21 protein-coding genes are annotated in these 25,334 nt (G+C 32.6%); 18 read left to right on the top strand and 3 right to left on the bottom strand.

Features of this window, described 5'->3' with window-relative positions:
- Nucleotides 1-46: 46 nt before the first annotated feature.
- Entirely contained in the window at nucleotides 47-2,188 is a 2,142-nt protein-coding gene (locus tag GSY47_RS24400; protein WP_179004554.1) for an LTA synthase family protein, read from the bottom strand.
- Between the two features lie 199 nt (nucleotides 2,189-2,387).
- On the opposite strand from GSY47_RS24400, the gene GSY47_RS24395 reads away from it, so the two are divergent.
- From GSY47_RS24395 to GSY47_RS24345, 11 genes are all read left to right on the top strand, one after another.
- Nucleotides 2,388-3,050: a response regulator transcription factor gene (locus tag GSY47_RS24395; protein WP_109193394.1), complete on the top strand. Its 663-nt coding sequence runs from the start codon at nucleotides 2,388-2,390 to the stop codon at nucleotides 3,048-3,050.
- 5 nt (nucleotides 3,051-3,055) lie between these two features.
- On the top strand, nucleotides 3,056-4,456 hold the full coding sequence (locus GSY47_RS24390; protein WP_219071573.1) for a sensor histidine kinase: 1,401 nt from the start codon (nucleotides 3,056-3,058) through the stop codon (nucleotides 4,454-4,456).
- A gap of 314 nt (nucleotides 4,457-4,770) precedes the next feature.
- Complete coding sequence (gene hisG / locus GSY47_RS24385) at nucleotides 4,771-5,628, top strand: ATP phosphoribosyltransferase (RefSeq protein ID WP_109193396.1); 858 nt, start codon at nucleotides 4,771-4,773, stop codon at nucleotides 5,626-5,628.
- A gap of 118 nt (nucleotides 5,629-5,746) precedes the next feature.
- A complete protein-coding gene (gene hisD, locus GSY47_RS24380; RefSeq protein WP_179004550.1) occupies nucleotides 5,747-7,045 on the top strand; it encodes a histidinol dehydrogenase in 1,299 nt (432 codons plus the stop codon).
- Between the two features lie 82 nt (nucleotides 7,046-7,127).
- Complete coding sequence (gene hisC / locus GSY47_RS24375) at nucleotides 7,128-8,177, top strand: histidinol-phosphate transaminase (protein ID WP_179004549.1); 1,050 nt, start codon at nucleotides 7,128-7,130, stop codon at nucleotides 8,175-8,177.
- A gap of 109 nt (nucleotides 8,178-8,286) precedes the next feature.
- The gene (gene hisB / locus GSY47_RS24370) at nucleotides 8,287-9,423 is read left to right on the top strand and encodes a bifunctional histidinol-phosphatase/imidazoleglycerol-phosphate dehydratase HisB (RefSeq protein ID WP_179004547.1); all 1,137 of its coding nucleotides are present in this window, start codon (nucleotides 8,287-8,289) and stop codon (nucleotides 9,421-9,423) included.
- 242 nt (nucleotides 9,424-9,665) lie between these two features.
- Nucleotides 9,666-10,247, top strand: coding sequence for an imidazole glycerol phosphate synthase subunit HisH (hisH, locus tag GSY47_RS24365; protein WP_179004545.1), 582 nt, complete (start codon nucleotides 9,666-9,668; stop codon nucleotides 10,245-10,247).
- A 90-nt stretch (nucleotides 10,248-10,337) separates the two neighbouring features.
- Nucleotides 10,338-11,063, top strand: a complete 726-nt coding sequence (gene hisA / locus GSY47_RS24360; RefSeq protein WP_179004543.1) for a 1-(5-phosphoribosyl)-5-[(5-phosphoribosylamino)methylideneamino]imidazole-4-carboxamide isomerase — start codon at nucleotides 10,338-10,340, stop codon at nucleotides 11,061-11,063.
- 96 nt (nucleotides 11,064-11,159) lie between these two features.
- Nucleotides 11,160-11,915 carry an imidazole glycerol phosphate synthase subunit HisF gene (hisF, locus tag GSY47_RS24355; RefSeq protein WP_179004540.1) on the top strand — a complete coding sequence of 252 codons (756 nt, stop codon included), beginning with the start codon at nucleotides 11,160-11,162 and terminating at the stop codon, nucleotides 11,913-11,915.
- 98 nt (nucleotides 11,916-12,013) lie between these two features.
- On the top strand, nucleotides 12,014-12,610 hold the full coding sequence (gene hisIE, locus GSY47_RS24350) for a bifunctional phosphoribosyl-AMP cyclohydrolase/phosphoribosyl-ATP diphosphatase HisIE (RefSeq protein WP_179004538.1): 597 nt from the start codon (nucleotides 12,014-12,016) through the stop codon (nucleotides 12,608-12,610).
- A gap of 157 nt (nucleotides 12,611-12,767) precedes the next feature.
- Nucleotides 12,768-13,361, top strand: coding sequence for a hypothetical protein (locus GSY47_RS24345; protein ID WP_179004536.1), 594 nt, complete (start codon nucleotides 12,768-12,770; stop codon nucleotides 13,359-13,361).
- Between the two features lie 12 nt (nucleotides 13,362-13,373).
- On the opposite strand, the gene GSY47_RS24340 is transcribed toward GSY47_RS24345, so the two are convergent.
- Nucleotides 13,374-14,036, bottom strand: coding sequence for a carbohydrate-binding family 9-like protein (locus GSY47_RS24340; protein WP_246611386.1), 663 nt, complete (start codon nucleotides 14,034-14,036; stop codon nucleotides 13,374-13,376).
- 204 nt (nucleotides 14,037-14,240) lie between these two features.
- Between GSY47_RS24340 and GSY47_RS24335 the strand changes: the two genes are divergently transcribed.
- Nucleotides 14,241-15,896: a M1 family metallopeptidase gene (locus GSY47_RS24335; RefSeq protein WP_179004532.1), complete on the top strand. Its 1,656-nt coding sequence runs from the start codon at nucleotides 14,241-14,243 to the stop codon at nucleotides 15,894-15,896.
- A 29-nt stretch (nucleotides 15,897-15,925) separates the two neighbouring features.
- A complete protein-coding gene (locus tag GSY47_RS24330; protein ID WP_179004530.1) occupies nucleotides 15,926-16,765 on the top strand; it encodes a class D beta-lactamase in 840 nt (279 codons plus the stop codon).
- Nucleotides 16,766-16,915: 150 nt separating this feature from the next.
- Here GSY47_RS24330 and GSY47_RS24325 read toward each other — a convergent pair whose 3' ends face one another.
- The gene (locus GSY47_RS24325) at nucleotides 16,916-18,460 is read right to left on the bottom strand and encodes a hypothetical protein (RefSeq protein ID WP_179004528.1); all 1,545 of its coding nucleotides are present in this window, start codon (nucleotides 18,458-18,460) and stop codon (nucleotides 16,916-16,918) included.
- A 155-nt stretch (nucleotides 18,461-18,615) separates the two neighbouring features.
- On the opposite strand from GSY47_RS24325, the gene GSY47_RS24320 reads away from it, so the two are divergent.
- From GSY47_RS24320 to ilvN, 5 genes are all read left to right on the top strand, one after another.
- The gene (locus tag GSY47_RS24320; protein WP_179004526.1) at nucleotides 18,616-19,791 is read left to right on the top strand and encodes a 2-isopropylmalate synthase; all 1,176 of its coding nucleotides are present in this window, start codon (nucleotides 18,616-18,618) and stop codon (nucleotides 19,789-19,791) included.
- Between the two features lie 54 nt (nucleotides 19,792-19,845).
- On the top strand, nucleotides 19,846-20,964 hold the full coding sequence (gene leuB / locus GSY47_RS24315) for a 3-isopropylmalate dehydrogenase (protein ID WP_179004524.1): 1,119 nt from the start codon (nucleotides 19,846-19,848) through the stop codon (nucleotides 20,962-20,964).
- A 269-nt stretch (nucleotides 20,965-21,233) separates the two neighbouring features.
- Nucleotides 21,234-22,907: a dihydroxy-acid dehydratase gene (ilvD, locus tag GSY47_RS24310; protein WP_179004522.1), complete on the top strand. Its 1,674-nt coding sequence runs from the start codon at nucleotides 21,234-21,236 to the stop codon at nucleotides 22,905-22,907.
- Between the two features lie 103 nt (nucleotides 22,908-23,010).
- Nucleotides 23,011-24,699, top strand: coding sequence for a biosynthetic-type acetolactate synthase large subunit (ilvB, locus tag GSY47_RS24305; RefSeq protein ID WP_179004520.1), 1,689 nt, complete (start codon nucleotides 23,011-23,013; stop codon nucleotides 24,697-24,699).
- An 89-nt stretch (nucleotides 24,700-24,788) separates the two neighbouring features.
- Nucleotides 24,789-25,310 (top strand): acetolactate synthase small subunit, encoded by a 522-nt coding sequence (gene ilvN, locus GSY47_RS24300; RefSeq protein WP_179004518.1) that lies wholly within the window; start codon nucleotides 24,789-24,791, stop codon nucleotides 25,308-25,310.
- Nucleotides 25,311-25,334 lie beyond the last annotated feature (24 nt).

Raw genomic sequence — 25,334 nt, 5'->3', positions numbered from 1 at the left:
GGGACTAAAAAAGCCTCAAGTCATTGAATTTGAGGCTTTTTTGCTACTAGCGATTTTTTGCGTATAACTTGGCATTCTTTGCTGTTAAACTTAAATCTTTAAACTGGTATTCCTTTTTCTTTAGCACATAAGAAGCAGATTGATAAAAAGCAATCGTTTCATCGACTAAATTTTTGTTTTCTGATTTTAAAGGAATTTGATCGTAATAGATTTGAAATTCCGGCAAAACTCCATCTTTTTTATTAAGCTTTAATTGAAATTGTTTAATCTGCTGTTTTGGAGATAAGATAGTCAAAACATCATCTTTAATTAATCCTAAATCCTGATAAGTCGCAATAAGAGCTCTTGGCTGATAATCGGGTTTAAAAACGTCTTGACCAAAGAATTTACTATCATAATCAAAATTCAGCAATCCGAATAAAGTTGGCATAATATCAATCTGCGACATTAATTGGTTATATTTTTCAGGTTTAATATCTGAAGAGTAGATTAGAGCAGGAATTCGATATTTATCCAAGGGAAGTTCTGTTTTTCCAGCGCTTGAAGCACAGTGATCTGCAACAATTACAAAAACAGTATTTTTAAACCAAGGCTGTTTTTGGGCTTTAGCGAAAAACTGTTTAAGAGCGTAATCAGTATATTTTACACCACCGTCACGAGATTTGATGTTTCCTGGTATATCAATTTTATTGTTCGGATAAGTAAAAGGTCTGTGATTGCTAACTGTCATAATATGATTGAAGAAAGGCTTATTTTGCTTTGCTTCAGAATTCATGATTTTAATTGCTTTATTATACATGTCTTCATCACAAACTCCCCACACATTGGAGAAAGTAATTTCTTTAGGCGCAAAACTCGATTTATCAATAATCTGATAGCCATTTCCAGAATAAAAATCCTGCATATTGTCAAAGAAAGCATCTCCACCATACATGAATTTTACGTTGTAACCTTTTTTTAGAAAAACAGATCCTGTAGAGAATTTATTTTTGTTGTCTTCTCTTTTTACAACACTTTCGCCGGCAGTTGGAGGTAAACATAAAGTGACTGCTTCAAGACCACGTACAGTTCTGTTTCCGGCTGCATAAGTATTGGTAAACAAAAGACTCTTTTGTGCTAAACTATCCAAAAAAGGTGTGATGTTTTGCTTGTTTCCATACATTTTCATAAAATCAGCGCTAAGACTTTCTACAGTTATTAAAACAACATTTTTACGTTTTTCTACTGAATCATTAGTGACTTTTTGTAATGTGTTTTGTCCTGAAATTGCTGGTATCTGTTGTTTCAAAAGCGCAAAAGCTTTCTGATCTGGAATAGTTTTGTAGAATTTAAAGTAATCCAGCTTGTTATTCTGAAATGCCAGATAGAACTTGTAGATTCCATTAGACTGCAACTCGTTAACAAAAATATTTTTTGAGTTCTCTGTTTTGGCTAAACCTGGAACGGCAAACAAGGAGAAAATAAACAAGGTGCAGTAAATTGCAGTTATTTTTAATTTTTCAGAGAGGTTTGGAATTTCTTCGATATAGTTTCGGGAGTACTTTATGATAAAATAAGTAATCGTTCCAGTAATAATAAACAATACAGAAAATATTGGAACAACAGGATAAGACTGCATAATGTTTCCTATAACTTCATTGGTATAGATCAGATAATTAACGGCAATGAAATTGTATTTTACTCCAAATTCATTCCAAAAGAAAAACTCACTAATTGCATTTTGTAAAATCAATAAAACATATAAAAAGATCACAAAAGCAAAAAGCCAGAACCTAATTTTAGTTCTCTGTTTTGGTAAAAAAAGAAATAATGAAAACAAAAACGTTTTAATCGAAACAAAAATTAATACGATTTTAGGTAAAGCGCCACCATATTCGTCAAAAATACTTTTTCCAGACGCGATATAAATTAAAAGTGTAATAAAGCCTCCAAGAATAATGTAACCATACGGCTTATTATATTTGGAATTAGAAATAAGAATAAGATATAGCCACAAAAAAGACGAAGCCAGAACAAACACAAAAAAATCTGAAATCAAACCTAAACTAAAGATTTTCAGACTTTCAGCAAATGTAAATGAACTTTGAGTAATAGGATGAAAAAGAAGTACTATTCTCAATACGAAACTTACAATAAAGTACAATAGGGCAAGATTGTAAAAAGGCGAAAGTTTTTTGTAAAAAGTCATTATAAATATTTTTTTACAAAATTACTTCCAAATTATTAACGTCAGATTAAGTTCGACTTTTACCTTACTTAACGTTATCTTAATGTTCGCTTAAGATTTTGGTTTTATTTTTATCTTTATTCTAAGAGCTTATTTGTGATTTTAAATACTCTATCTTTGGTGTACAAAAATTAATGCTAATCCTAATAAAATACGATAAATGCATATTTTAATAGTTGAAGACGAACTGGGAATTGTCCAGTTTCTTAAACAAGGTTTACAGGAAGAAGGTTATCAAGTAACCACAGCAAATGACGGATCTAAAGGTTTTGAACTAGTTCAGGAACAAAAATTTGATTTGATTTTATTAGACTGGATGCTTCCTAAAATAAACGGGCTTGATCTCTGTAAAGCAATTAGAGTTAAAGATCAAGCAACTCCAATCATTTTTTTAACCGCTAAAGACACTGTTCAGGAAACTATTGAAGGTCTGAAAGCGGGAGCGAATGATTATATCAAAAAGCCTTTTAGTTTTGAGGAATTGGTCGAACGCATAAAAGTTCATTTCAGAAACAAAAAACAAACTGAAATTTTAACGCTCGGAACCATTACTATTGATTTGTCAAAACATATTGTTTTAAAAGGAGAAGAAGAAATTTCGCTTACACAGAGAGAATTCGAATTGTTAACGTATTTGATACAGCATAAAGGAAAAGTCTGTACACGAAATCAGATTTTAAGGGATGTTTGGGAGATAAACTTCGAATATGATACTGGTGTAATTGATGTTTTTATGAATGCTATTCGTAAAAAACTGAACCTTAAGATCGAGGAAGATTATATTAAAACCATCCGTGGCATTGGATATATTGCCAATGATTAAAAACAATGACATCATTATCTTTTAAAAACAGAATTGCTCTAAATTATATTCTAACAACCGGACTTTTGGTTTTGGTAGCTTTTTCGGCTATTTATTTTATTGTAAAGCTTACAGTCTACAACCATATTGATGAAAATTTAAATATCGAGATTCAGGATCATTTAAAGGAAATCAGGATGGAGAAGAAAAAAGTAATCTTTATGGATGTTGAAGAATGGGAGGAACGGGAGCATAATTCTGTTGATGTGAATCCTGTTTTTGTTCAGTTTTTGGATTTGAACAAAAAAATAATCGAAAAATCTCCTAATTTGAAAAATGAAAAGTTGGTTTTTCATGTTAAAAAGGAGAATTTTCACCCCTTTGATACTAAATTGTTAGGAAATAAAATCCGTCAGATTCAGGTTCCTCTTCATTTAAAGGAGAAGAAAATTGGGTATTTGATTATTGCTATGTCATTATCAGATTCTTCAAAAGTTTTGGAGAATTTGCTGGATACTTTAATGATTGCGTTTCCAATTATTTTATTGTTGCTGTTTTTTCTAGCTCGTTTTTTTGCCGGAAGAAGTATAAAACCAATAAATGAGATCATAAATACCTCAAAAATTATCACAAAAGATAACTTAAAAACTAGGATTCCGCTTCCAAAAACAAGAGACGAATTGTTTACACTTTCTAAAACAATCAATAATTTATTAAACCGAATTGAAGATGCAATAGAGCGTGAAAAACAATTCACTTCAGACGCTTCTCATGAATTGCGAACACCTTTAACTGTAATTAAAGGAACACTTGAAGTCTTGATACGTAAACCTAGAGACAGTAAGGAATATGAAGAAAAAATAAATTACTGTATTAATGAAGTGGATCATTTAAATTCTTTGGTCGATCAACTATTAATGATGGCTCGTTTTGAGAATCAAAAACAGAATATTCGTCAGGAGAATGTTTATTTGAATGCGATCGTTTTAGATGTGTTGACTTTAAACTCAGAGAAGATAAAAACTAAAAAACTAAATGTCATTTTAGATGCTACAGAAGAATTTAATATCTATTCTGATAATTATTTGATCGTTACTATTCTTCGAAATATTATATCAAATGCAATAAAATATTCAAAAGACCATACTGAAGTTAAAATTTCATTGTCTAGAGAGAACAATAAAATTAATTGTGTTGTTTTAGATCAAGGAATTGGGATTGCAAAAGAGGATTTAGAATCTATTTTGAATCCGTTTTTCAGGTCAGATTCCTTAAATCATTCCGAAATAAAAGGAACAGGACTTGGATTGTTTATTGTAAAACGAATGACAGACCTGCTTCAGGTTAAATTTAAAATAGAAAGCGAGATAGGCACAGGAACCAAAGTTTTACTGGTTTTTAATGAGTTTGATAATTCGTTAAAGTAATTTAAAAATTAGTAAGCATAAAGCAGTCTGAAATGTTTTTTAACAATAAACTATCGTTAAGTTAAAATAAAAATTGCTTTTTAATGAATTTATCTATTATATTTGCAACCGAATCAAAGAAGTAAAAAACAAAACAAATCATGATTTCAATTCAATTACATCATCATCATTTACATTATTGCTCTCAAGCGATGTGTTAATGGTATGGATGTAAATCATCATATTTTAAAACCCGTTTGAGTACATCAAACGGGTTTTTTAATTCTAACTCTCTTTGTACTCAAACTATAAACCCAAAACAAACAACTAAAAAAATGAGTACTTTAAAAATTGCAATTCAAAAATCAGGTCGTTTAAACGAAGACAGTATCCAAATCTTAAAAGACTGCGGCATCTCAATCAACAACGGAATTGACCAGTTAAAAGCTGAAGCTTCCAATTTTCCTCTTGAAGTTTTATATTTAAGAAATTCAGATATTCCGCAATATTTAATTGATGGAGTTGTAGATTTAGCTATTGTTGGCGACAATCTTTTAGTAGAAAAAGGAAAAGGAATTGAAGTAGTTCAGAAACTGGGTTTTTCTAAATGTAAGGTTTCGGTAGCAGTTCCTAAAACATTCGAATACAATTCTGTACAAGATTTAGCAGGTTTAAGAATTGCAACATCTTATCCGAATACAGTTAACGAATATTTTAGTAAATTCGGTTTAACTGTAGATATTCACCAAATTTCAGGTTCTGTGGAAATTGCACCAAATATTGGTCTTGCAGACGCGATTGTAGATATTGTTTCAAGTGGCAGTACTTTGTTTAAAAACAATTTAAAAGAAGTTGAAGTTATCTTAAAAAGTGAAGCGGTTTTAGCTGTTTCTCCAAAAGTTTCTCCGGAAATCCAAAAACACATTGATACTTTGAAATTTAGAATTCAAGCGGTTTTAAGAGCAAGAAATTCTAAATATATTTTGATGAACGTTCCTAATGATAAAATTGATGCAGTTGGAAAAATCCTTCCGGTTTTAAGAAGTTTAACGGTTCTTCCTTTGGCACAAGAAGGTTGGAGCAGTGTTCACTCTGTAATCGATAAAGATACTTTTTGGGATGTAATTGATCAATTGAAAGAAGTAGGAGCAGAAGGAATTTTAGTTTGTCCAATTGAGAAAATGGTACTGTAAATAAAAGAAATTCCAATTGTATAAATCCAAATTCCAATTTTAGATAACAGCTTTGCGAACTTTGCGGTATAAATTTTAAGCAAAGAGTTGGAATTTGGAATTTAATATTGAAAATATTATGAATAAAATAAACAATCCAAAACCAGAAACCTGGTCAGATATATTAAAGAGACCAACGCAGACCATTGACGATATAGAGGTTACAGTAAAAGAAATCTTCAGAGAAGTTCAGAAAAAAGGAGATGAAGCTGTAGCAAAATACACTTCAATTTTTGACGGAATTTCATTAGAGAATTACGAAGTAACTTCAGAAGAAATTTCAGAAGCAGTTAATTTGATTCCAAGTGAATTAAAAGAAGCAATTGAATTAGCAAAAAATAACATTTATAAATTTCACAAAGCTCAGAAAACCGATAGAGTTGAAGTTGAAACTATCGAAGGCGTAAATTGCTGGCAGGAAAAAAGACCAATTCAAAAAATTGGATTATACATTCCAGGCGGAACTGCACCTTTGTTTTCAACAGTTTTAATGTTGGCTGTTCCGGCTGAAATTGCAGGTTGTAAAGAAATCGTATTGTGTTCTCCTCCTGATAAAAAAGGAAAGATAAATCCGGCGATTCTATACGCCGCGAATTTATGCGGCGTTACTAAAATCCTAAAAGTAGGCGGAATTCAGGCTATTGCCGGAATGACGTTTGGAACGCAATCAATTCCTAAAGTATATAAAATCTTCGGGCCAGGTAATCAATTTGTGACTGTTGCAAAACAATTAGCAACTCAGTTTGGCGTTGCAATCGATATGCCGGCTGGACCATCAGAGTTGTTGATTGTGGCTGATGATACTGCAGTTTCTGCTTTTGTAGCTTCTGACTTATTATCTCAGGCAGAACATGGAACAGATAGTCAGGTAATTTTGGTTTCAACTTCAAAAAAACTGATCGACGAAGTAGAAAAAGAAGTTCAATCACAATTAGAAGTATTGCCTAGAAAAGCTATTGCTGAAAAAGCGATCGAAAATTCCAAATTGATTTACGTTGAAAACGATCAGACAGCTTTAGATTTAATCAACGAATACGGGCCAGAACACTTTATTATCTGCTCTGAATATGATGATTTCTACTGCAACGGAATCGTAAATGCAGGTTCGGTTTTTATTGGAAATTACACGCCGGAAAGCGCTGGAGATTACGCTTCAGGAACAAATCATACTCTTCCAACAAACGGTTATGCTAAAAACTACAGCGGTGTAAACCTGGATAGTTTTATGAAATCAATGACATTTCAGAAAATATCTGAAAAAGGAATTCAGAATATTGGAAAAGCAATAGAATTGATGGCTGAAGCCGAAGGATTACAGGCACATAAAAACGCGGTAACTTTACGTCTGCAGTCCTGTGAGGTTTCCAAAACCTCGTAGGTCTAAATAGATTTACGATTTAGAAGCTTAATAAATAATACCTACAAGGTTTTGAAAACCTTGCAGGAATAAAGAAATTAGAATGAATACTTTCGATATAAATACAATTACACGTGAAAACGTAAAATCGTTAAAACCCTATTCTTCTGCAAGAGATGAGTTTGAAGATTTTGATACAGCCGAAATGATTTTTTTGGATGCCAATGAAAATCCGTATCAAAATGGCGTAAATAGATATCCCGACCCACAACAAAATTCAGTTAAAGCGATTTTAGCAAAAAATAATTTGACAAAACAAAGTCAGATTTTATTAGGAAACGGAAGCGATGAAGTGCTTGATTTGCTTTTCAGGGCTTTCTGCGAACCTAATAAGGACAATATTATTTCACTGCCTCCAACTTATGGAATGTACGGCGTTTTGGCTAATATTAATGCAGTTGAAAACAGGGAAGTTTTACTTACAATAGATTTTCAGCCACAAGTTGAGAAGATTTTAGAAGCAGTTGATGACAATACAAAAATCATCTTTTTGTGCTCTCCAAATAATCCGACAGGAAATTCATTTTCAGATGAAAGTGTGGTTAAATTGCTTCAAAACTTTAAAGGATTAGTGGTGATTGATGAAGCTTACATCGACTTTTCGGAAAAAGAAAGCTGGTTGGTAGAAATTGATGCTTACCCGAATTTAGTAATCACACAAACGCTATCAAAAGCGTATGGTCTGGCTGGAATTCGTTTAGGAATTTGTTATGCTTCTGAAGCTGTAATTTCAATTTTAAATAAAATCAAACCACCTTATAACGTAAACGAATTAACACAGCAAAGAGCAATTGAACGTTTAAAAGATTCAGAAAAAATAAAACAAGAAATAACTTCTATTATTGAACAAAGAGAAGAATTACTTAAAGTTTTGCTTGAAGTTAATTTTGTAGAAAAAGTGTATCCAACTGAAGCTAATTTTATCTTAGCAAAAGTGGATGATGCTAATAGAAGATACGATCAATTAATTGAAAAAGGAATTGTAATTCGTAACAGAACCACACAACCTTTATGCGAAAATTGTCTCCGTTTTACCATTGGAACAAAAGAAGAAAATGCGGTTGTAATTAGAGAATTGAAGTTGCTGAACTAGGTTTTATTTAACCGCTAAGTTCACAAAGAATTACGCAAAGAACACAAAGTTATTTCGCCAATGAAATTTAGTATAATTCGTGAATTCGTGGCAGAAAAAAATATAAATTATGAAAAAAGTACTTTTTATCGATCGTGACGGAACGATTGTTTTAGAACCTGAAAATTATCAATTAGACAGCTTGGATAAACTAGAATTTTATCCAAAAGCTTTTCAATATTTGGCTAAAATTGCCAATGAACTAGATTACGAACTAGCAATGGTAACCAATCAGGACGGATTAGGAACCGATAGTTTTCCTGAAGACACGTTCTGGCCAACGCAGAATTTTATTTTAAGAGCCTTTGAAAACGAAGGTGTTTTATTTGATGAAATTTTTGTTGATCGATCTTTTCCAGAAGAAAACGCGCCAACTCGCAAACCTAGAACCGGAATGCTGACTAAATATTTAAATAATCCAGAATATGATTTAGCTAATTCTTTTGTTTTAGGCGATCGTTTAACCGATGTAGAATTGGCTAAAAACCTTGGAGCAAAAGCCATTTTTATGAACGATACGGATGGAGCTGGTAGCAACGAAATTGCAGCAAAACGTGAAGAATTAGACGAAACAATTGTTTTACAGTCAATGGATTGGAAAACGATTTATGAGTTTTTAAAATTAGAAGCACGTTCAGCATCCATTACAAGAAAAACAAATGAAACTGATATTTACATCAATCTGAATCTTGACGGAACAGGGAAAAGTAAAATCGATACCGGAATTGCCTTTTTTGACCACATGTTGGATCAAATCTCACGTCACGGACAAATGGATCTGGAAATCCTTGTAAAAGGCGATTTAGAAGTCGATGAGCACCATACAATCGAAGATACTGCAATTGCTTTAGGAGAAGTTTTCGCGAAAGCGTTAGGAAATAAGCTAGGAATTGAGCGTTACGGATTCTGTCTTCCAATGGATGATTGTTTGGCACAAGCAGCAATTGACTTCGGAGGAAGAAACTGGTTAATTTGGGAAACGGAATTCAAACGTGAAATGGTAGGAAAAATGCCAACAGAAATGTTCTATCATTTCTTCAAATCATTTACAGACGGCGCAAAAGCAAACTTAAATATCAAAGCAGAAGGAATCAACGAACATCATAAAATCGAAGCTATTTTTAAAGCTTTTGCAAAAGCGATAAAAGTAGCTGTAAAAAGAGATACTGAAAAAATGATTTTGCCTTCAACGAAAGGAATGCTTTAAATAAATTTTGTTTCAGTTTTTTTAACCGCAAAGAACACAAAGTTTTACGCTTAAGTAGGCAAGTTTTTACACCAAGCTTTGCGAACTTTTTAAAGGTTTGCGTAGAAAAACCTTGCGGTCTTTGCGGTAAAATTATACTCAAAGTGAAGTAACTTGAAACATGAAACAAAAATAAAAGAGTAATAACGATTTCAGTATTTTGGAGAAATCTAAAATCTAAAATCTAAAATCTAAAATTAATTTTGAAAATAGTAATTATAAATTACGGAGCAGGAAATATTCAAAGCATTATGTTTGCCATTGAAAGATTGGGTTTTAAAGCTGTTTTGAGTAATGATCCTGAAGAAATAAAATCAGCTGAGAAAGTGATTTTTCCTGGTGTGGGCGAGGCGAGTTCAGCGATGACTAAACTTCGTGAAAGTGGTTTAGACAGTTTAATTCCAGAATTGAAACAACCCGTTTTAGGAATCTGTCTCGGAATGCAGTTAATGTGTAATAAAACCGAAGAAGGAAATACAGAAGGTTTGGGAATTTTTGATGTTGATGTTTTAAAATTCTCCAACAAAGTAAAAGTTCCGCAAATGGGCTGGAATCAGATTTATGATTTAAAGTCAGATTTATTTAAAGGAATTTCAGAAAATGAATTTATGTATTTGGTTCATAGTTTTTATGCGCCAAATTGCGAAGAATCTATTGCTACAACAAATTATGATGTTGAATATGCATCTGCATTACAAAAAGATAATTTTTACGGAACTCAATTTCATCCAGAGAAAAGTGGTGATGTTGGAGAAAAGATATTAGGCAATTTCCTTAAAATCTAATTTAAAGATCAAAAATCAATTTCAATCAAAATATCATCCCGATAGCTATCGGGACTAAAATCTGAACTCTAAAATCTAAAATATCAAAAAATGAGAATTATACCAGCCATAGATATCATTGAAGGAAAATGTGTTCGTTTATCCAAAGGGGATTATGATACCAAAATAATTTACAATGAGAATCCGCTTGAAGTGGCGAAATCATTTGAAGCTCACGGAATTGAATATCTGCATTTAGTAGATTTAGATGGTGCGAAATCAAGTAAAATCGTTAATTATAAAATCTTAGAGCAAATTGCCACACAAACCAGTTTAAAAATTGATTTTGGAGGTGGATTAAAATCAGATGATGATTTGAGAATTGCTTTTGAAAGTGGTGCAAACCAAATTACGGGTGGAAGTATTGCGGTAAAAAACAGAGCGATTTTCGAAAAATGGATTTCAGAATATGGTTCAGAAAAAATCATTTTAGGAGCTGATGCAAAAGACGAAAAAATTGCGGTTTCTGGCTGGTTAGAAGAATCAAACGAAGATTTAGTGCCATTTATTCAAGACTATAAGTCAAAAGGAATTCAGTACGTTATATGTACTGATATTGCTAAAGACGGAATGCTTCAAGGCCCAAGTTTTGATTTATACAGTAAAATTTTAGCAGAAGCTAAGGGAGTAAAATTAATCGCTTCAGGCGGAATTTCAAGTTTTGATGAATTACCAAAATTAGCTGAATTAGGATGCGAAGGAACCATAATTGGAAAAGCGATTTACGAAGGAAGAATTACATTAAAGCAACTTGAAAATTATATTTTAAATAAATAGAAATTTCGCAAAGATTCACAAAGCAAAATGCAAAGATTCACAAAATTTTGCGTAGCTCTGAGAATCTTTGCGAATCTCTGTGAAACAACAAAAAAAATGCTTGCAAAAAGAATTATACCTTGCTTAGATATAAAAAACGGAAGAACTGTAAAAGGCGTTAATTTCGTTGACTTGCGTGATGCTGGAGATCCAGTAGAATTAGCTGAAATTTATTCAGCAGAAGGCGCAGATGAATTGGTTTTTTTGGATATTTCGGCAACAGAAGAACGACGCAAAACACTGGTAAACATGGTGCGAAGCGTTGCAGAGAAAATCAATATTCCGTTTACAGTTGGTGGTGGAATTTCATCTGTTGAAGATGTTGATATTCTGCTGAATAACGGAGCTGATAAAGTTTCTATTAATTCATCGGCAGTGAAAAATCCGCAGTTGATAAACGATTTAGCACAGAAATTTGGAAGTCAGTGTGTTGTTGTAGCAATTGATGCCAAACAAATTGACGGACAATGGATAGTACATTTAGTTGGAGGAAAAGTGCCAACGGAATTAAATTTATTCGATTGGGCTGTTGAAGTAGCAGAACGTGGTGCGGGAGAAATTCTTTTCACTTCAATGGACAATGACGGAACTAAAAATGGTTTTGCAAACGAAGCTTTGGCAAAACTTTCAGAATTAGTAAATATTCCAATTATAGCTTCTGGAGGAGCAGGAAATATACAGCATTTTGTTGATTCGTTTAAAAAAGGAAAGGCAGACGCCGCTTTAGCAGCAAGTGTTTTTCATTTTAAAGAAATCGAAATTAAAGCTTTGAAGCAGGAAATTAAGAAAAATGGAATTGAAGTAAGGCTTTAAAAAAGAAGCAAGAAGAAAGAGAAGATTCAATCTAAAAAAATAATGAGAATTCAGAGAATTTAAAATCTAAAATCTGAATTCTAAAATCTAAAATAAAGATGAACATAGATATTAAAAGCTCACACGGATTAATTCCGGCTATCATTCAGGATTCAGAAACAAAAAATGTTTTGATGCTGGGTTATATGAACGAAGAATCGCTTCAAAAAACAATAGAAACGCAAAAAGTAACTTTCTTCAGTCGTTCCAAACAAAGACTTTGGACAAAAGGCGAGGAGAGTGGCAACTTTTTAAATTTGGTAAGCATCAAAAATGATTGCGATGGCGATACACTTTTGATTCAGGCAAAACCTGTTGGACCAACTTGTCACACTGGTGCCGATACTTGCTGGCAGGAACCAAATGATGTAAATTATGGTTTTATTTCTCACTTAGAAAACACCATCAAAACACGCAGAGAAAATGCTGATTCGGAGAAAAGTTATGTCGCTTCTCTATTCGAAAAAGGAATCAATAAAATTGCTCAAAAAGTAGGAGAAGAAGCGGTAGAAGTGGTAATTGAAGCAAAGGATAATAATGATGATTTATTTCTTAGCGAAAGCGCCGATTTACTATTTCATTATTTAATTTTGTTGCAGGCAAAAGGTTATCAACTAAATGATGTTGTTGAAGTTTTGAAGAAGCGTCAAAAGTAATATTTAGAACAAGTCTTGTCATTTCGACCGAAGGGAGAAATCGCACTAGAAACTCCGCAAAGTATATCTCCAATCTTTGTCGATTAACTGGTGTGATTTCTCCCTTCGATCGAAATGACAGAAAAAATGTATTATTTTAGTATTAAATAATATTGATATGAGATTAGTTGTATGCTTGCTTTTATTTTTAGTTTCGACTTTAAACTATGGTTTTAAGAAAAATGTTACCCCATATTCAATAGTTATTTCTAAAGCTGTTTTAATAGTTGATGGAACTATCTCTAAGGTCTCAAAAAACGAATATCAATTTACAATAACTGAATTTGTTAAAGGAAAATCAAACTCAAAAATAAATGTCGTTATTTGGGAAGAATGGTTATGTGATCCTAGAATTAAAGAATTAAAAAAAGGACGGAGACTAATTTTGTTTTTAGAAAAACTGCCAAATGGTAGTTTTTATCCAGTTAATGAAAGTACTGGAGAATTGTATGTAGATGATAATTCTTTTCCAAATATATTTCTCCCTAAGGATTTTTCAAATCCGATAGTTTTAAAGAAAGGTATTGCTATGTTTCTAGAAATCTATACATTTTATGGAAATTTTAATGGTAGATTTTATCAAAATATACATTTTGTACGCAATAAATCTATTTTTGAAGTTTATAAAATAGCCAAAACTAATACAGCTTTTAAGTTTTTAGCTGACGATGTAGAGTATTATAAGCCAAGTGAAGTACAGCAATTTTTCTAGTAGATAAGTTAATTATTCCAAAAACTCAAAAACAGCAAATTCTTCCGGCTGATGAAAGCCGAATTTTAAACTCTTATATGCTTGTAAAGCTTGATATTCAATCGTTTCTCCATAATCAATTCTAAAGGCATTTGCTTTCCATTTTGTACCTGTTTTTGGTTTAGAAAAATTAGCATTTTTAATTTTTTCTAAACTTGCGAAGGGAATTTTAATTTCCACAGTATATCCATCTAAATTGATATTACTAACGGTTTCCATTCCGTTAATATTAAAGCCTGTTTCTGTTTTCCATCCTCCGCATTCAGGCGAAATACACCTCAAAAGTAAATCATAATTGGTTGAAAAAGCATTTACTCCAATCTCAACATAATTTTGTCCGTCTCCATCAGGATCTATAAAAATTTCCACTAAATCGTCTGTGTAAAAGATTTGTGCATCTTTGGTTTGCGGTTTTCCAATGATATCTGAATCGGTGCAATTATATGCGATATACAGATTTTCATCATTCCATAAAAAAGAAACATAAGTATTTTGCAAAGCCTTTTCTCCTGAATTGTGAATGACAAAAGGCCCTAAAAAAGGCTTGTCCCAGTCCGATAAATTTCCATCAATTCTTATTGGATTATTGGTTTTATATACAGGAATATTTTGTGAATAGGCAACTATGGAAAACATTATTATTAAAAAGAAAACTAGTGTCTTTAATCTCATACTTATGAAATCTAAAATTTTAAAAGCACTAAAATAGAGAAGAATAATGAATTTGAACGTTGTTAGTTACTATTGAAAGTATAATTTTCTAAAAAACTTGATTCGAATGTTTACATTTGTTGAAGATTAAGCTGGTTTAATTGCCTTATTATTTCAAATTTATAAATAATGAAAAAATACTTCGGTGGCGTAGTTTTCGCCTTTTTGATTGGTTTCAATGCCAATGCTCAGGGACTTTTGAATAAGTCAGAAACGGTTTTTACACATCAGGACACTTTGCGCGGAAGCATTACAAAAGAAAGAGCTTGGTGGGATTTAAAATATTATCATTTGAATGTAAAAGTAAATCCTTCTGAAAAATCAATTTCCGGTTCTAATACAGTTCGTTATACTGTTTTAACAGAAAATAACAGAATGCAAATTGATTTGCAACAACCAATGAACATTACAAAAGTAACTCAAAACGGAAAAGAGCTAAAGTTTGAAAGAGATGGAAATGCTTTCTTCATTACTTTGAATGAAAAACAGAAAGTGGGCGACACTAAAGAAATTATAATTTCATATAGTGGAAAACCAAAAGAAGCTGTAAAAGCACCATGGGATGGGGGATTTTCTTGGAAAAAAGATAAAAATGGAAAAGATTTTATCGCAACATCTTGTCAGGGTTTAGGCGCGAGTGTTTGGTGGCCTTGTAAAGATCATATGTATGATGAAGTTGAAAATATGTTAATTAGTGTGAATGTTCCCGGAGATTTGACAGAAGTTTCAAATGGAAGATTGCAAAGTGTCAAAAAGGAAAAAGACGGAACTAAAACCTTCAATTGGTATGTTTCAAACCCAATTAATAATTACGGCGTAAATATCAACATTGGAGATTATGTGAATTTCTCTGAAGTATTTAAAGGAGAAAAAGGCAACTTGGATTGTAATTATTATGTATTGAGAGATAATTTAGCTTTAGCTAAAGAACATTTTAAAGATGCTCCAAAGATGCTGAAAGCTTTTGAAAATTGGTTTGGGCCATATCCGTTTTATGAAGACAGTTATAAATTGGTGGAAGTACCTTATTTAGGTATGGAACACCAAAGTTCTGTTACTTACGGAAATCAGTATAAACAAGGTTACTTAGGAAAAGATTTAAGCGGAACCGGTTGGGGATTGAAATTTGATTTTATAATTATTCATGAGTCTGGTCACGAATGGTTCGCTAACAATATCACGTATAAAGATATTGCTGATATGTGGATTCATGAAAGTTTCACTAATTATTCTGAAAGTCTTTTTCTGGAATATTATTATGGAAAAGAAGCCGGAGCTGAATATGTTATTGGATGCAGACAAAATATCGAAAATGATAAACCCATTATTGGTCATTATGATGTAAATAATGAAGGTTCAGGAGATATGTATCCAAAAGGAGCAAACATGCTTCATACGATTCGTCAGATTATTAATGATGATGCAAAATGGAAATCTATTCTGAGAGGTTTGAACAAAACATTTTACCATCAGACAGTTACTTCAAAACAAATTGAAGATTATATTAATGAACAATCTGGAATTAACTTTAACAGAGTTTATGCTCAGTATTTAACCACTACACAAATTCCGGTTTTGGAATATATGTTTAAAAACGGAACTTTGGGTTACCACTGGACAAACTGCGTTTCTAAGTTTGATATGCCTATAAAAGTTAAAATTAACGGAGTTGAAACTGTACTAAAACCAACTACAGAATGGCAGTCTGTCAAAACAGATAATGAAGACAGAAAATTGGAAGTAGATAAAAACTTCTATGTAACAACTTCTAATATCATAGAATAGATTTTAATTTTTTAAAAAAGTTCTGACGAATGATTCGTAAATTATTTTTAGTATTAATAAGCATAATTTTAATTTCTTGTATTTCAAATACAAAAAAGACAAATGATGTTTTACTAGAGAAGAAAGATTCAGTTGTTGTTCGTCAGGATTTTAAAAAATATTTTGACTCTTGTGGAGTTACAGGTTCAATTGTTATTTATGATAATGTAAAGCATAAATGGATTTTGTCTGATACCGTTGATACGAATGTTCAGACATTGCCAGCTTCTACTTTTAAGATCGTAAATCTTCTCATTGCGCTTGAAACAAAAACAATCAGCAGTGAAAATGATGTCGTAAAATGGGTAGGAACAACAGATACTGTAAAATACGGTTACAGGCCTGAAATCTATCATGATATGACAGTAAAAGAAGCTTTTGAAGTTTCCGCTGGCTGGGTATTTGTAGAATTGGCGAAGAAAATTGGGAGAAAAAATTACGAAAAGTACCTAAAGTTATGTCGATACGGAAATGTCAATCTTTCTCAAAAAGATAGCGACTTTTGGAACTTTGGTGATTTTGCCATTTCGCCTGTTAATCAGATTGAATTTGTAAAAAAGTTATATGAAGAAAAGTTACCTTTCTCCAAAAGAAACATGCAGATTGTAAAAAATGTAATGCTAAGTGAAACAGGTTCTGATTATAAAATTTATTCAAAAACCGGATGGACTCGCGAAAAAGGTTTCAATATCGGCTGGTGGGTAGGTTATATTGAAAAAGAAAATGGAACTTATTTCTTTGCTACGAGACTTTTACAAAATCGAAACAATAATAGAGCTGATTTCGGAAGTTGTCGAAAGGATATCACCAAAAAGTGTTTAAGGAATTGAAAATTACGAGTTTTTAAGAAATTGTTGTTTAATTTTTTTTACATAGTTTGTCATTTCGACTGAAAGGAGAAATTCAAAAAGGTTTAAAAACAATAGTTTTTAAACCTTTTTTATTGGAATTTGGAATTTTAAAAAAATTGGAATTTAAACCTATCGGTTGTTCAGCTTCGCTTTTTCCTTAATAATATCAGCGATTTTTCGGTTTTCAATTTTGCTTTCCAGCCACGAAATGATATCTAAATATAAGAAAGCTCTTTTTTCGTAAGTATTCTTTTCAAGCTCAACAAAACGAGCGTGCATTTTTTTGAATTCTTTCTTAATGTCGGTAGGATAAAAGTTGTTTAAATTTCTAAGGAATTTGATGATTTCTTTCTGGACTTCATGTAAATCATTCATTTTCAGTAAGAATTTGTAGGTGCTTTTCAGATGATTCTCTAAGTAATAATCTTTTCCAAGTTCATAATGTGCAATTAAAGATAACAATCTCGCAAAACACATTAAATCTTCACGCATTGTTAAGTTCTTGTTATTAATAATTTTATCTAAATAATTGATGCATTCGTTGTATTTTTCGATACCAAAATAAATAGAAGCAATTTTATAGAAGAACACCATTTCGTGATGCTCATCAAGATGTTCACTATGAATCTTAAGCTTACTTAAAATCTCTGGAATTAAATATTCGCTTTCCGCGAAAGTACCTGCTAAAATATGCAGATTTAATTTGTTGTTGTAGACATATAGGAAAGATAGTGATGCAAGATTGTCATTTGTTGGAAATTTAGGATCTGCAATCGTTTCTTCCAGAAGATTAAGGTATTTCTTGAAATTAGATTTATATTTTAGCATATAAAGGGATTCTAAGAAATAATGATTTCCTTTTAAAAAGAATACAGGATTCAAATAAATCATGTTCGGATTATCATAGAATAATTGTACCCATTTATAAGCATATTTATAACTAGCCAAGAAATCCTGCACTAGAAAACTTCGCCATAAATTAGCATTGTAAAACCAATATTTTTCGCGGAAACCAAATTTACTTTCATCCAGTTTTGCAATATGTCTGTTGAAATAATCGTCTATATATTTGTATTCGGCATCACTTTTTACATAGCCGGTCTTTAACATGATTCCATATAACTGAAGCGATAAATTTGATAATTTACTGGAAATCGTATTTCGATAGTTTAATTCTTTGGCCTGAACCACCAATTCGTCAGCACGTCCCTGAATACTTCTGGTAATATATTGGGATTCGATTAACTTTTCAAACTCAACAATTTCATACGCCATATATTTTTCATCATTTTCAAGCGCCTGTTGTTTGGTTTTGTCTAAAATTTTCAAACTCTGTTTGTATAATCCTTTGTTATAAAGAATAACAGCAAAATCCATCTGTTCGCGAAGTTGGTAACGAATATTCTGGCTGGGAATATTCAATCTTATACTAACCAAAATTTGCTTGTATAAGTATGATTTTAAGTTTGATAACTGTACTTTCTGAATGACACCACTTTTTAGAATGAGTTTTTCATCATAAACTTCAGATTTATCGAGAATATTGAATAATTCGATAAATTTTGTGTTTGAACTCGTCTCTAATCGGCTTGCAAAAATTTTAAACTGTCTTTTTTCTGATTTCGAAAGTGATTTGATTAAAACAAATAAGAAATCTTTTTGATGGTTAGCCATTGTAAAAAATAATAATGTAACTTGTTGAAAATAAATTAGTTAATTAGATATAAAACGTTTTATGAGCAGTATAATTTCATGAAAACGAATTTCGTACTGCGATAGTACAATATATATTTGTTATCAAGATGTGAAATTACATTAAATTAATGAATATGAATAGAGAGAAAGTTCAAATTTTTGACACCACTTTGCGAGATGGTGAACAAGTTCCAGGATGTAAGTTAGATACTAAGCAAAAATTAGTTATCGCAGAACGACTAGACAAAATGGGAGTTGATATCATCGAAGCAGGTTTTCCTGTGTCAAGTCCGGGCGATTTTTTATCGGTCTCTGAGATTTGTAAAATTGTAGAAAATGCAACCGTCTGCGGACTAACAAGAGCCGTAAAAAACGATATTGATGTTGCTGCAGCTGCTTTAAAGCATGCTAAGAAACCTAGAATCCATACTGGAATCGGAACTTCGGAATCTCATATACTCCACAAATTGCAAACTACTCCGGAAGATATTATTGCAAGAGCAAAATATGCAGTATCTCACGCTAAATCTTATGTAGAAGATGTAGAATTCTATGCAGAAGATGCAGGTAGAACAGATAATGCATTTTTAGCTAAAGTTTGTGAAGAAGTTATTAAATCTGGAGCTACAGTATTAAATATTCCTGATACTACAGGATATTGCCTTCCAGAAGAGTATGGTGCAAAAATTAAATACTTAAAAGAAAACGTAAAAGGAATTGAAAACGTAATCCTTTCATGTCACTGTCATAACGATTTAGGAATGGCAACTGCTAACTCAATTGCAGGAGCTATCAATGGAGCGAGACAAATAGAATGTACTATTAATGGTATTGGTGAAAGAGCTGGAAATACTGCACTTGAAGAAGTAGTAATGATTTTCAAACAACATCCTTACTTAAATTTAGATACAAACATTAATACTAGAGAATTAAACGAAATGAGCCGTTTAGTTTCTGAAAGTATGGGAATGATTGTACAGCCAAATAAAGCAATTGTAGGTGCTAATGCTTTTGCACACAGTTCTGGAATCCACCAAGATGGTGTCATCAAAAACAGAGCAACTTACGAGATCATGGATCCGCTTGAAGTGGGTGTAAACGAATCCTCAATTATTTTGACTGCAAGAAGCGGAAGAGCTGCTTTGGCTTACAGAGCTAAAAAAGTAGGTTATGAGCTTACAAAAACACAATTAGACATTGTATATATTGAGTTTTTGAAATTCGCAGATATCAAAAAAGAAGTAGTAGATGCTGATATTCATCAAATCATTGAAGCTTCTAAAATTGAAGGAGAATTAATTAGAAGCTAATTAACAAGAAATAGGAACAATATTAGGATTTAAATACATAAAGAACGAGACGTTATGAATTTGAAAATTGCAGTTTTGCCGGGAGACGGAATTGGACCTGAGGTTATTTTACAAGCAAAAAAAGCGTTATATGCTATTGCTGAAGTTTACAATCATGAATTTGTTTTTGAAGATGCGCTCATGGGAGCAGTTGCAATTGATAAAACAGGAAACCCATTGCCAGAACAAACACTTAATCTTTGTTTGAACACAGATGCAGTTTTGCTTGGCGCTATTGGTGATCCAAAATATGATAACAATCCAAATGCCAAGGTTCGTCCAGAGCAAGGATTATTAAAGCTTCGTAAAGAATTGGGGCTGTTTGCTAACATTCGTCCAATTAAACCTTACAAAGCGTTAATTGAAGCTTCTCCTCTAAAGAGAGAAATTATTGAGGGAGCTGATTTTACAATTTTCAGAGAATTAACAGGTGGTGCTTATTTTGGTGCAAAAACACTGAATGATGAAGGAACACATGCTTCAGATTTATGTGAATATACAGAAGAAGAAATTACCAGAATTGCACATTTGGCTTTCAAATCGGCACAAAAACGTCGCAAAAAGCTAACAATGGTTGATAAAGCAAATGTTTTGGAAACTTCAAGATTGTGGAGAAAAGTAGTTCAGAAAGTGAGCGAGAGTTATCCAGATGTTAAACTTGATTTTTTATTTGTAGACAATGCGGCAATGCAGTTGATTTTGAATCCGAAACAATTTGATGTGATTTTGACTGAAAATTTGTTCGGAGATATTTTATCTGATGAAGCTAGTGTAATTACAGGATCTATTGGTTTACTGCCATCGGTATCTTTAGGAGAAAAAAATGCTTTGTTTGAACCAATTCACGGATCATATCCGCAGGCAAAAGGAAAAAATATCGCCAATCCGATTGCTTCTATTTTGGCGGCCGCACTTTTGTTAGAGCATTTTGGATTAACTAAAGAAGCTAATGTAATCTATAAAGCAGTAGAAAAAGCAATTGAATACAAAGTAGTTACAGTTGATTTAAAACCAGATTCAAAATTTGGGACAAATGAAGTAGGGGAGTTTGTTTCAAATTTTATTTTCAGCAAAGACGATTTGCTATATTTTAATAATGACAATGTTAGTATTGGACAATCTACAATTGTTTAATATTTTTTGTTAAAAAGTGAAGATAATCACAAGAAGTGTTTGAAATGTTGAGATTATATTTTTTTAGTTCCTTAAGTTTATTTACTTTTGTGTCACTAAAAAAGAAAAGATGCAAATCTCAATTATTATTACTTCTGTCGTTGTTGTCAATGTGATTCACACATCTGCATCGGGAATGTTATAAATATAATTGAAAAACTATATTACAAACCTTCCAAATACTGGAAGGTTTTTTTTTGAATAAAAAATTAAAAAAAAATAAAACTATAATGGAATTAAATAAGTACAGCAAGACCATCACTCAAGATCAAACACAGCCTGCGGCGCAAGCGATGTTGTACGGAATTGGTTTAACTGAAGAAGATTTGAAAAAAGCACAAGTAGGTATTGTGAGTATGGGTTACGATGGTAACACTTGCAACATGCACTTGAATGATTTAGCAAAAGATGTTAAAAAAGGTGTTTGGGATGCAGATCTTGTCGGACTTATTTTTAATACCATTGGAGTTAGTGATGGAATTTCAAACGGAACAGAAGGAATGCGTTATTCTTTAGTTTCTCGTGATGTAATTGCAGATTCTATTGAAACAGTAGCAGGAGCACAATGGTACGATGGTATTATTGCAATTCCTGGTTGTGATAAAAATATGCCTGGAGCATTAATTGCAATGGGTAGATTAAACCGTCCGTCAATGATGGTTTATGGAGGATCTATTCATTCTGGTAAGTGGAAAGGAGAATCTTTAAATATCGTTTCTGCTTTTGAAGCTTTAGGAAAAAAAGTTAAAGGCGAAATTACTCCAGAAGATTTTAAAGGTGTTATTCAAAATGCTTGCCCAGGAGCTGGAGCTTGTGGTGGTATGTATACTGCAAACACGATGTCTTCTGCAATTGAAGCATTAGGTATGAGTATGCCATATAGTTCTTCAAATCCTGCTTTAAGTCAGGAAAAAAGAGATGAATGTGTTGCTGCTGGAGCTGCAATGAGAATTTTATTAGAAAAAGATATCAAGCCAAGAGACATTATGACTCGCAAAGCTTTCGAAAATGCTATTACGATTGTAGCAGTATTAGGAGGTTCTACAAATGCCGTTATGCACTTAATCGCAATGGCGCATTCAGTTGGCATTACAATCACTTTGGATGATTTTCAAGCAATTAATGACAGAACTCCTGTTCTTGCTGATATGAAACCAAGTGGTAAATATATGATGGAAGATATTCATGAAGTGGGAGGTATTCCTTCAGTTATGAAATATCTATTAAAAGTGGGACTTATCCACGGTGACTGTTTGACTGTGACAGGAAAAACAGTTGCTGAAAACTTAGCTTCTACTCCAGATCTACAAGATGGACAAGAAGTAATTCACGAAATTCAAAAAGCATTAAAACCAACGGGGAATATTCAAGTATTATACGGAAACCTTGCTTCTGAAGGAGCTGTTGCAAAAATCAGTGGAAAAGAAGGGGAATATTTCGAAGGTCCAGCTGTAGTATTTGAAGGTGAATTTGAAGTAATTCCAGGTCTTCAGGCTGGGAAAATTAAACCAGGTAATGTAGTCGTCATCAGGTATTGCGGACCAAAAGGTGGTCCAGGGATGCCTGAAATGCTGAAGCCTACATCTGCGATTATTGGTGCTGGATTAGGAAGCAGCTGTGCTCTAATTACAGACGGTAGGTTCTCTGGAGGTTCGCATGGCTTTGTCGTAGGACACGTTACACCAGAGGCTTATGATGGTGGTGGTATTGCACTGGTAAAAGATGGAGATATAATCGCTATCGATGCTGTGAAAAATACGATTGACCTCAAAATATCTGAAGAGGAATTTGCAGCAAGAAAAGCAAGCTGGGTTCAGCCGCCTTTAAAAGTGCAAAGAGGAGTTTTACTTAAATATGCAAGATCGGTTTCCAGTGCTTCAACTGGCTGTGTAACCGATAATTAATTTTAAAATAACAATATCAAAAAGCAAATTTCAACATCAATTAAAATTTAAAATTGATTTTTGACATTGAAATTGAAGTTTGATTTTTGAAAAACTATATACTATGAAAATATCAGGGGCAGAAGCCGTTATAAGATGTTTGTTAGAAGAAGGTGTAGACTTGATTTATGGTTATCCAGGGGGTGCCATAATGCCGGTTTACGATGAATTATATAAATTTCAAGATCAGTTACACCACGTTTTAGTGCGTCACGAACAAGGTGCTACACATGCTGCTCAAGGTTATGCCAGAGCTACAGGAAAAGTAGGGGTGGCAATTGCTACTTCGGGACCAGGAGCAACTAATTTAGTTACAGGTATTGCTGATGCGCAAATCGACTCAACTCCAATGGTTTGTATTACAGGACAAGTTGGAAGACATTTATTAGGTTCTGATGCATTTCAGGAAACGGATATTATCGGAATTTCAACACCAGTTACAAAATGGAATTTCCAAGTAACTGAAGCTTCTCAGATTCCAGAAATTATGGCGAAAGCCTTTTATATTGCTCGTTCTGGCCGTCCAGGTCCAGTATTGGTAGATATTACTAAAAATGCTCAGTTTGATGAGTTTGAATTTAGTTATGAAAAATGTACTGGAATCAGAAGTTATACTCCAGTTCCAAAATTAAATTTAGATAAAGTTGCCGAAGCCGCAGCTTTAATTAACAGTGCTAAAAAACCGCTTATTGTTTTCGGACAAGGAATTATTTTAGGTCAGGCTGAAGCAGAATTCAAAGCTTTGGTTGAAAAATCTGGAATTCCTGCGGCATGGACCATTTTAGGGTTGTCAGCTTTACCAACAGATCATCCATTAAATGTTGGTATGCTTGGAATGCATGGGAATTATGCACCAAACTTATTAACTAATGAATGCGATGTTTTAATCGCTTTCGGAATGCGTTTTGACGACCGTGTTACGGGTAATCTAAATACTTATGCAAAGCAGGCAAAAGTAGTTCACTTTGAAATTGATCCAGCGGAAATCGATAAAAACGTTAAAACAGAAATCGCTGTTTTGGGAGATGTAAAAGAATCTTTAGCTGCTTTATTACCATTGATTGATGCTAAATCGCATGATTTATGGCACAATGAATTCAAAGCATTAAAAGAGGTTGAATTTAATTCTGTTATTAGAGAAGAATTAAACCCAACAAACGGCAAAGGAATTTCGATGGGTGAAACTGTCGAAATGATTAACAAACATTCAAAAGGTGATGCAATTATTGTTACTGATGTAGGTCAGCACCAAATGTTTGCCTGCCGTTATGCAAAATTCAATTCAACCAAAAGTAATATCACTTCTGGTGGATTAGGAACAATGGGATTTGCTTTACCAGCTGCAATTGGAGCAAAGATGGGAAAACCAGAACGCGAAGTAGTTGCGATTATTGGTGATGGAGGTTTCCAAATGACAATTCAGGAATTGGGTACGATTTTCCAAACTCAGGTTCCAGTGAAGATTGTTATTTTAAATAATGAATTTTTAGGAATGGTACGTCAATGGCAGGAATTGTTCTTTGATAACCGATATGCTTCAACAAAAATGATTAATCCGAATTTTGTTGCGATTGCAGAAGGCTACCATATTAAATCTAAAAAAGTAACACAGCGTGAAGATTTAGACGAAGCAGTTGCAGAAATGCTCGCTTCAAAAGATTCTTACTTCTTAGAAGTCATGGTAGAAAAGGAAAACAATGTTTTCCCTATGATTCCAACAGGAGCATGTGTTTCGGAAATTAGATTAAGCTAGAAAGAGAAGTTTCAAGTTTAAGGTTAAAAGTTTCAAGTTAAGATTGGAATGGGAAACCTAAAACAAAACAAACTTTAAACAAAAATTACATGGAAGATAAAACATTTACCATATCGGTATACTCAGAAAATAACGTGGGATTGTTGAATAGAATATCAGGAATATTCTTAAAGCGTCACATTAACATATTAAGTCTAAATGTTTCCGAATCAGAAATAGAGAATGTTTCTAGATTTATTATTGTAGTGAATACTACAGAGAAATGGGTTCAGAATATTGTAGGACAAATTGAAAAACAAATTGAAGTAATAAAAGCATTTTATCATACAGATGAAGAGACAATTTTCTTAGAAAATGCCTTATTTAAAATCGCTTCAAGTTTGTTGTTTGATGAGAAACAAATTCAGAATATCATTAAAGAGAGCCAAGCTACGATTGTAACGGTATCTCGTGATTTCTTCGTGATTTCGAAATCAGGAAGACGTTCTGAAATTGAAGAACTATATGCAAAATTCAAACCATACGGAATTATGCAGTTTGTACGTTCGGGAAGAATTTCGGTTTCTAAACAAAAAATGGAAATTTCAACTTTGTTAGAATCGTTCAAATAAAATTATTATTAACTATAAATTAAT

Source organism: Flavobacterium quisquiliarum (genome assembly GCF_019308285.1).
Taxonomy (GTDB): Bacteria; Bacteroidota; Bacteroidia; order Flavobacteriales; family Flavobacteriaceae; genus Flavobacterium; species Flavobacterium quisquiliarum.
This window is presented reverse-complemented; position numbering and strand designations above follow the sequence as displayed.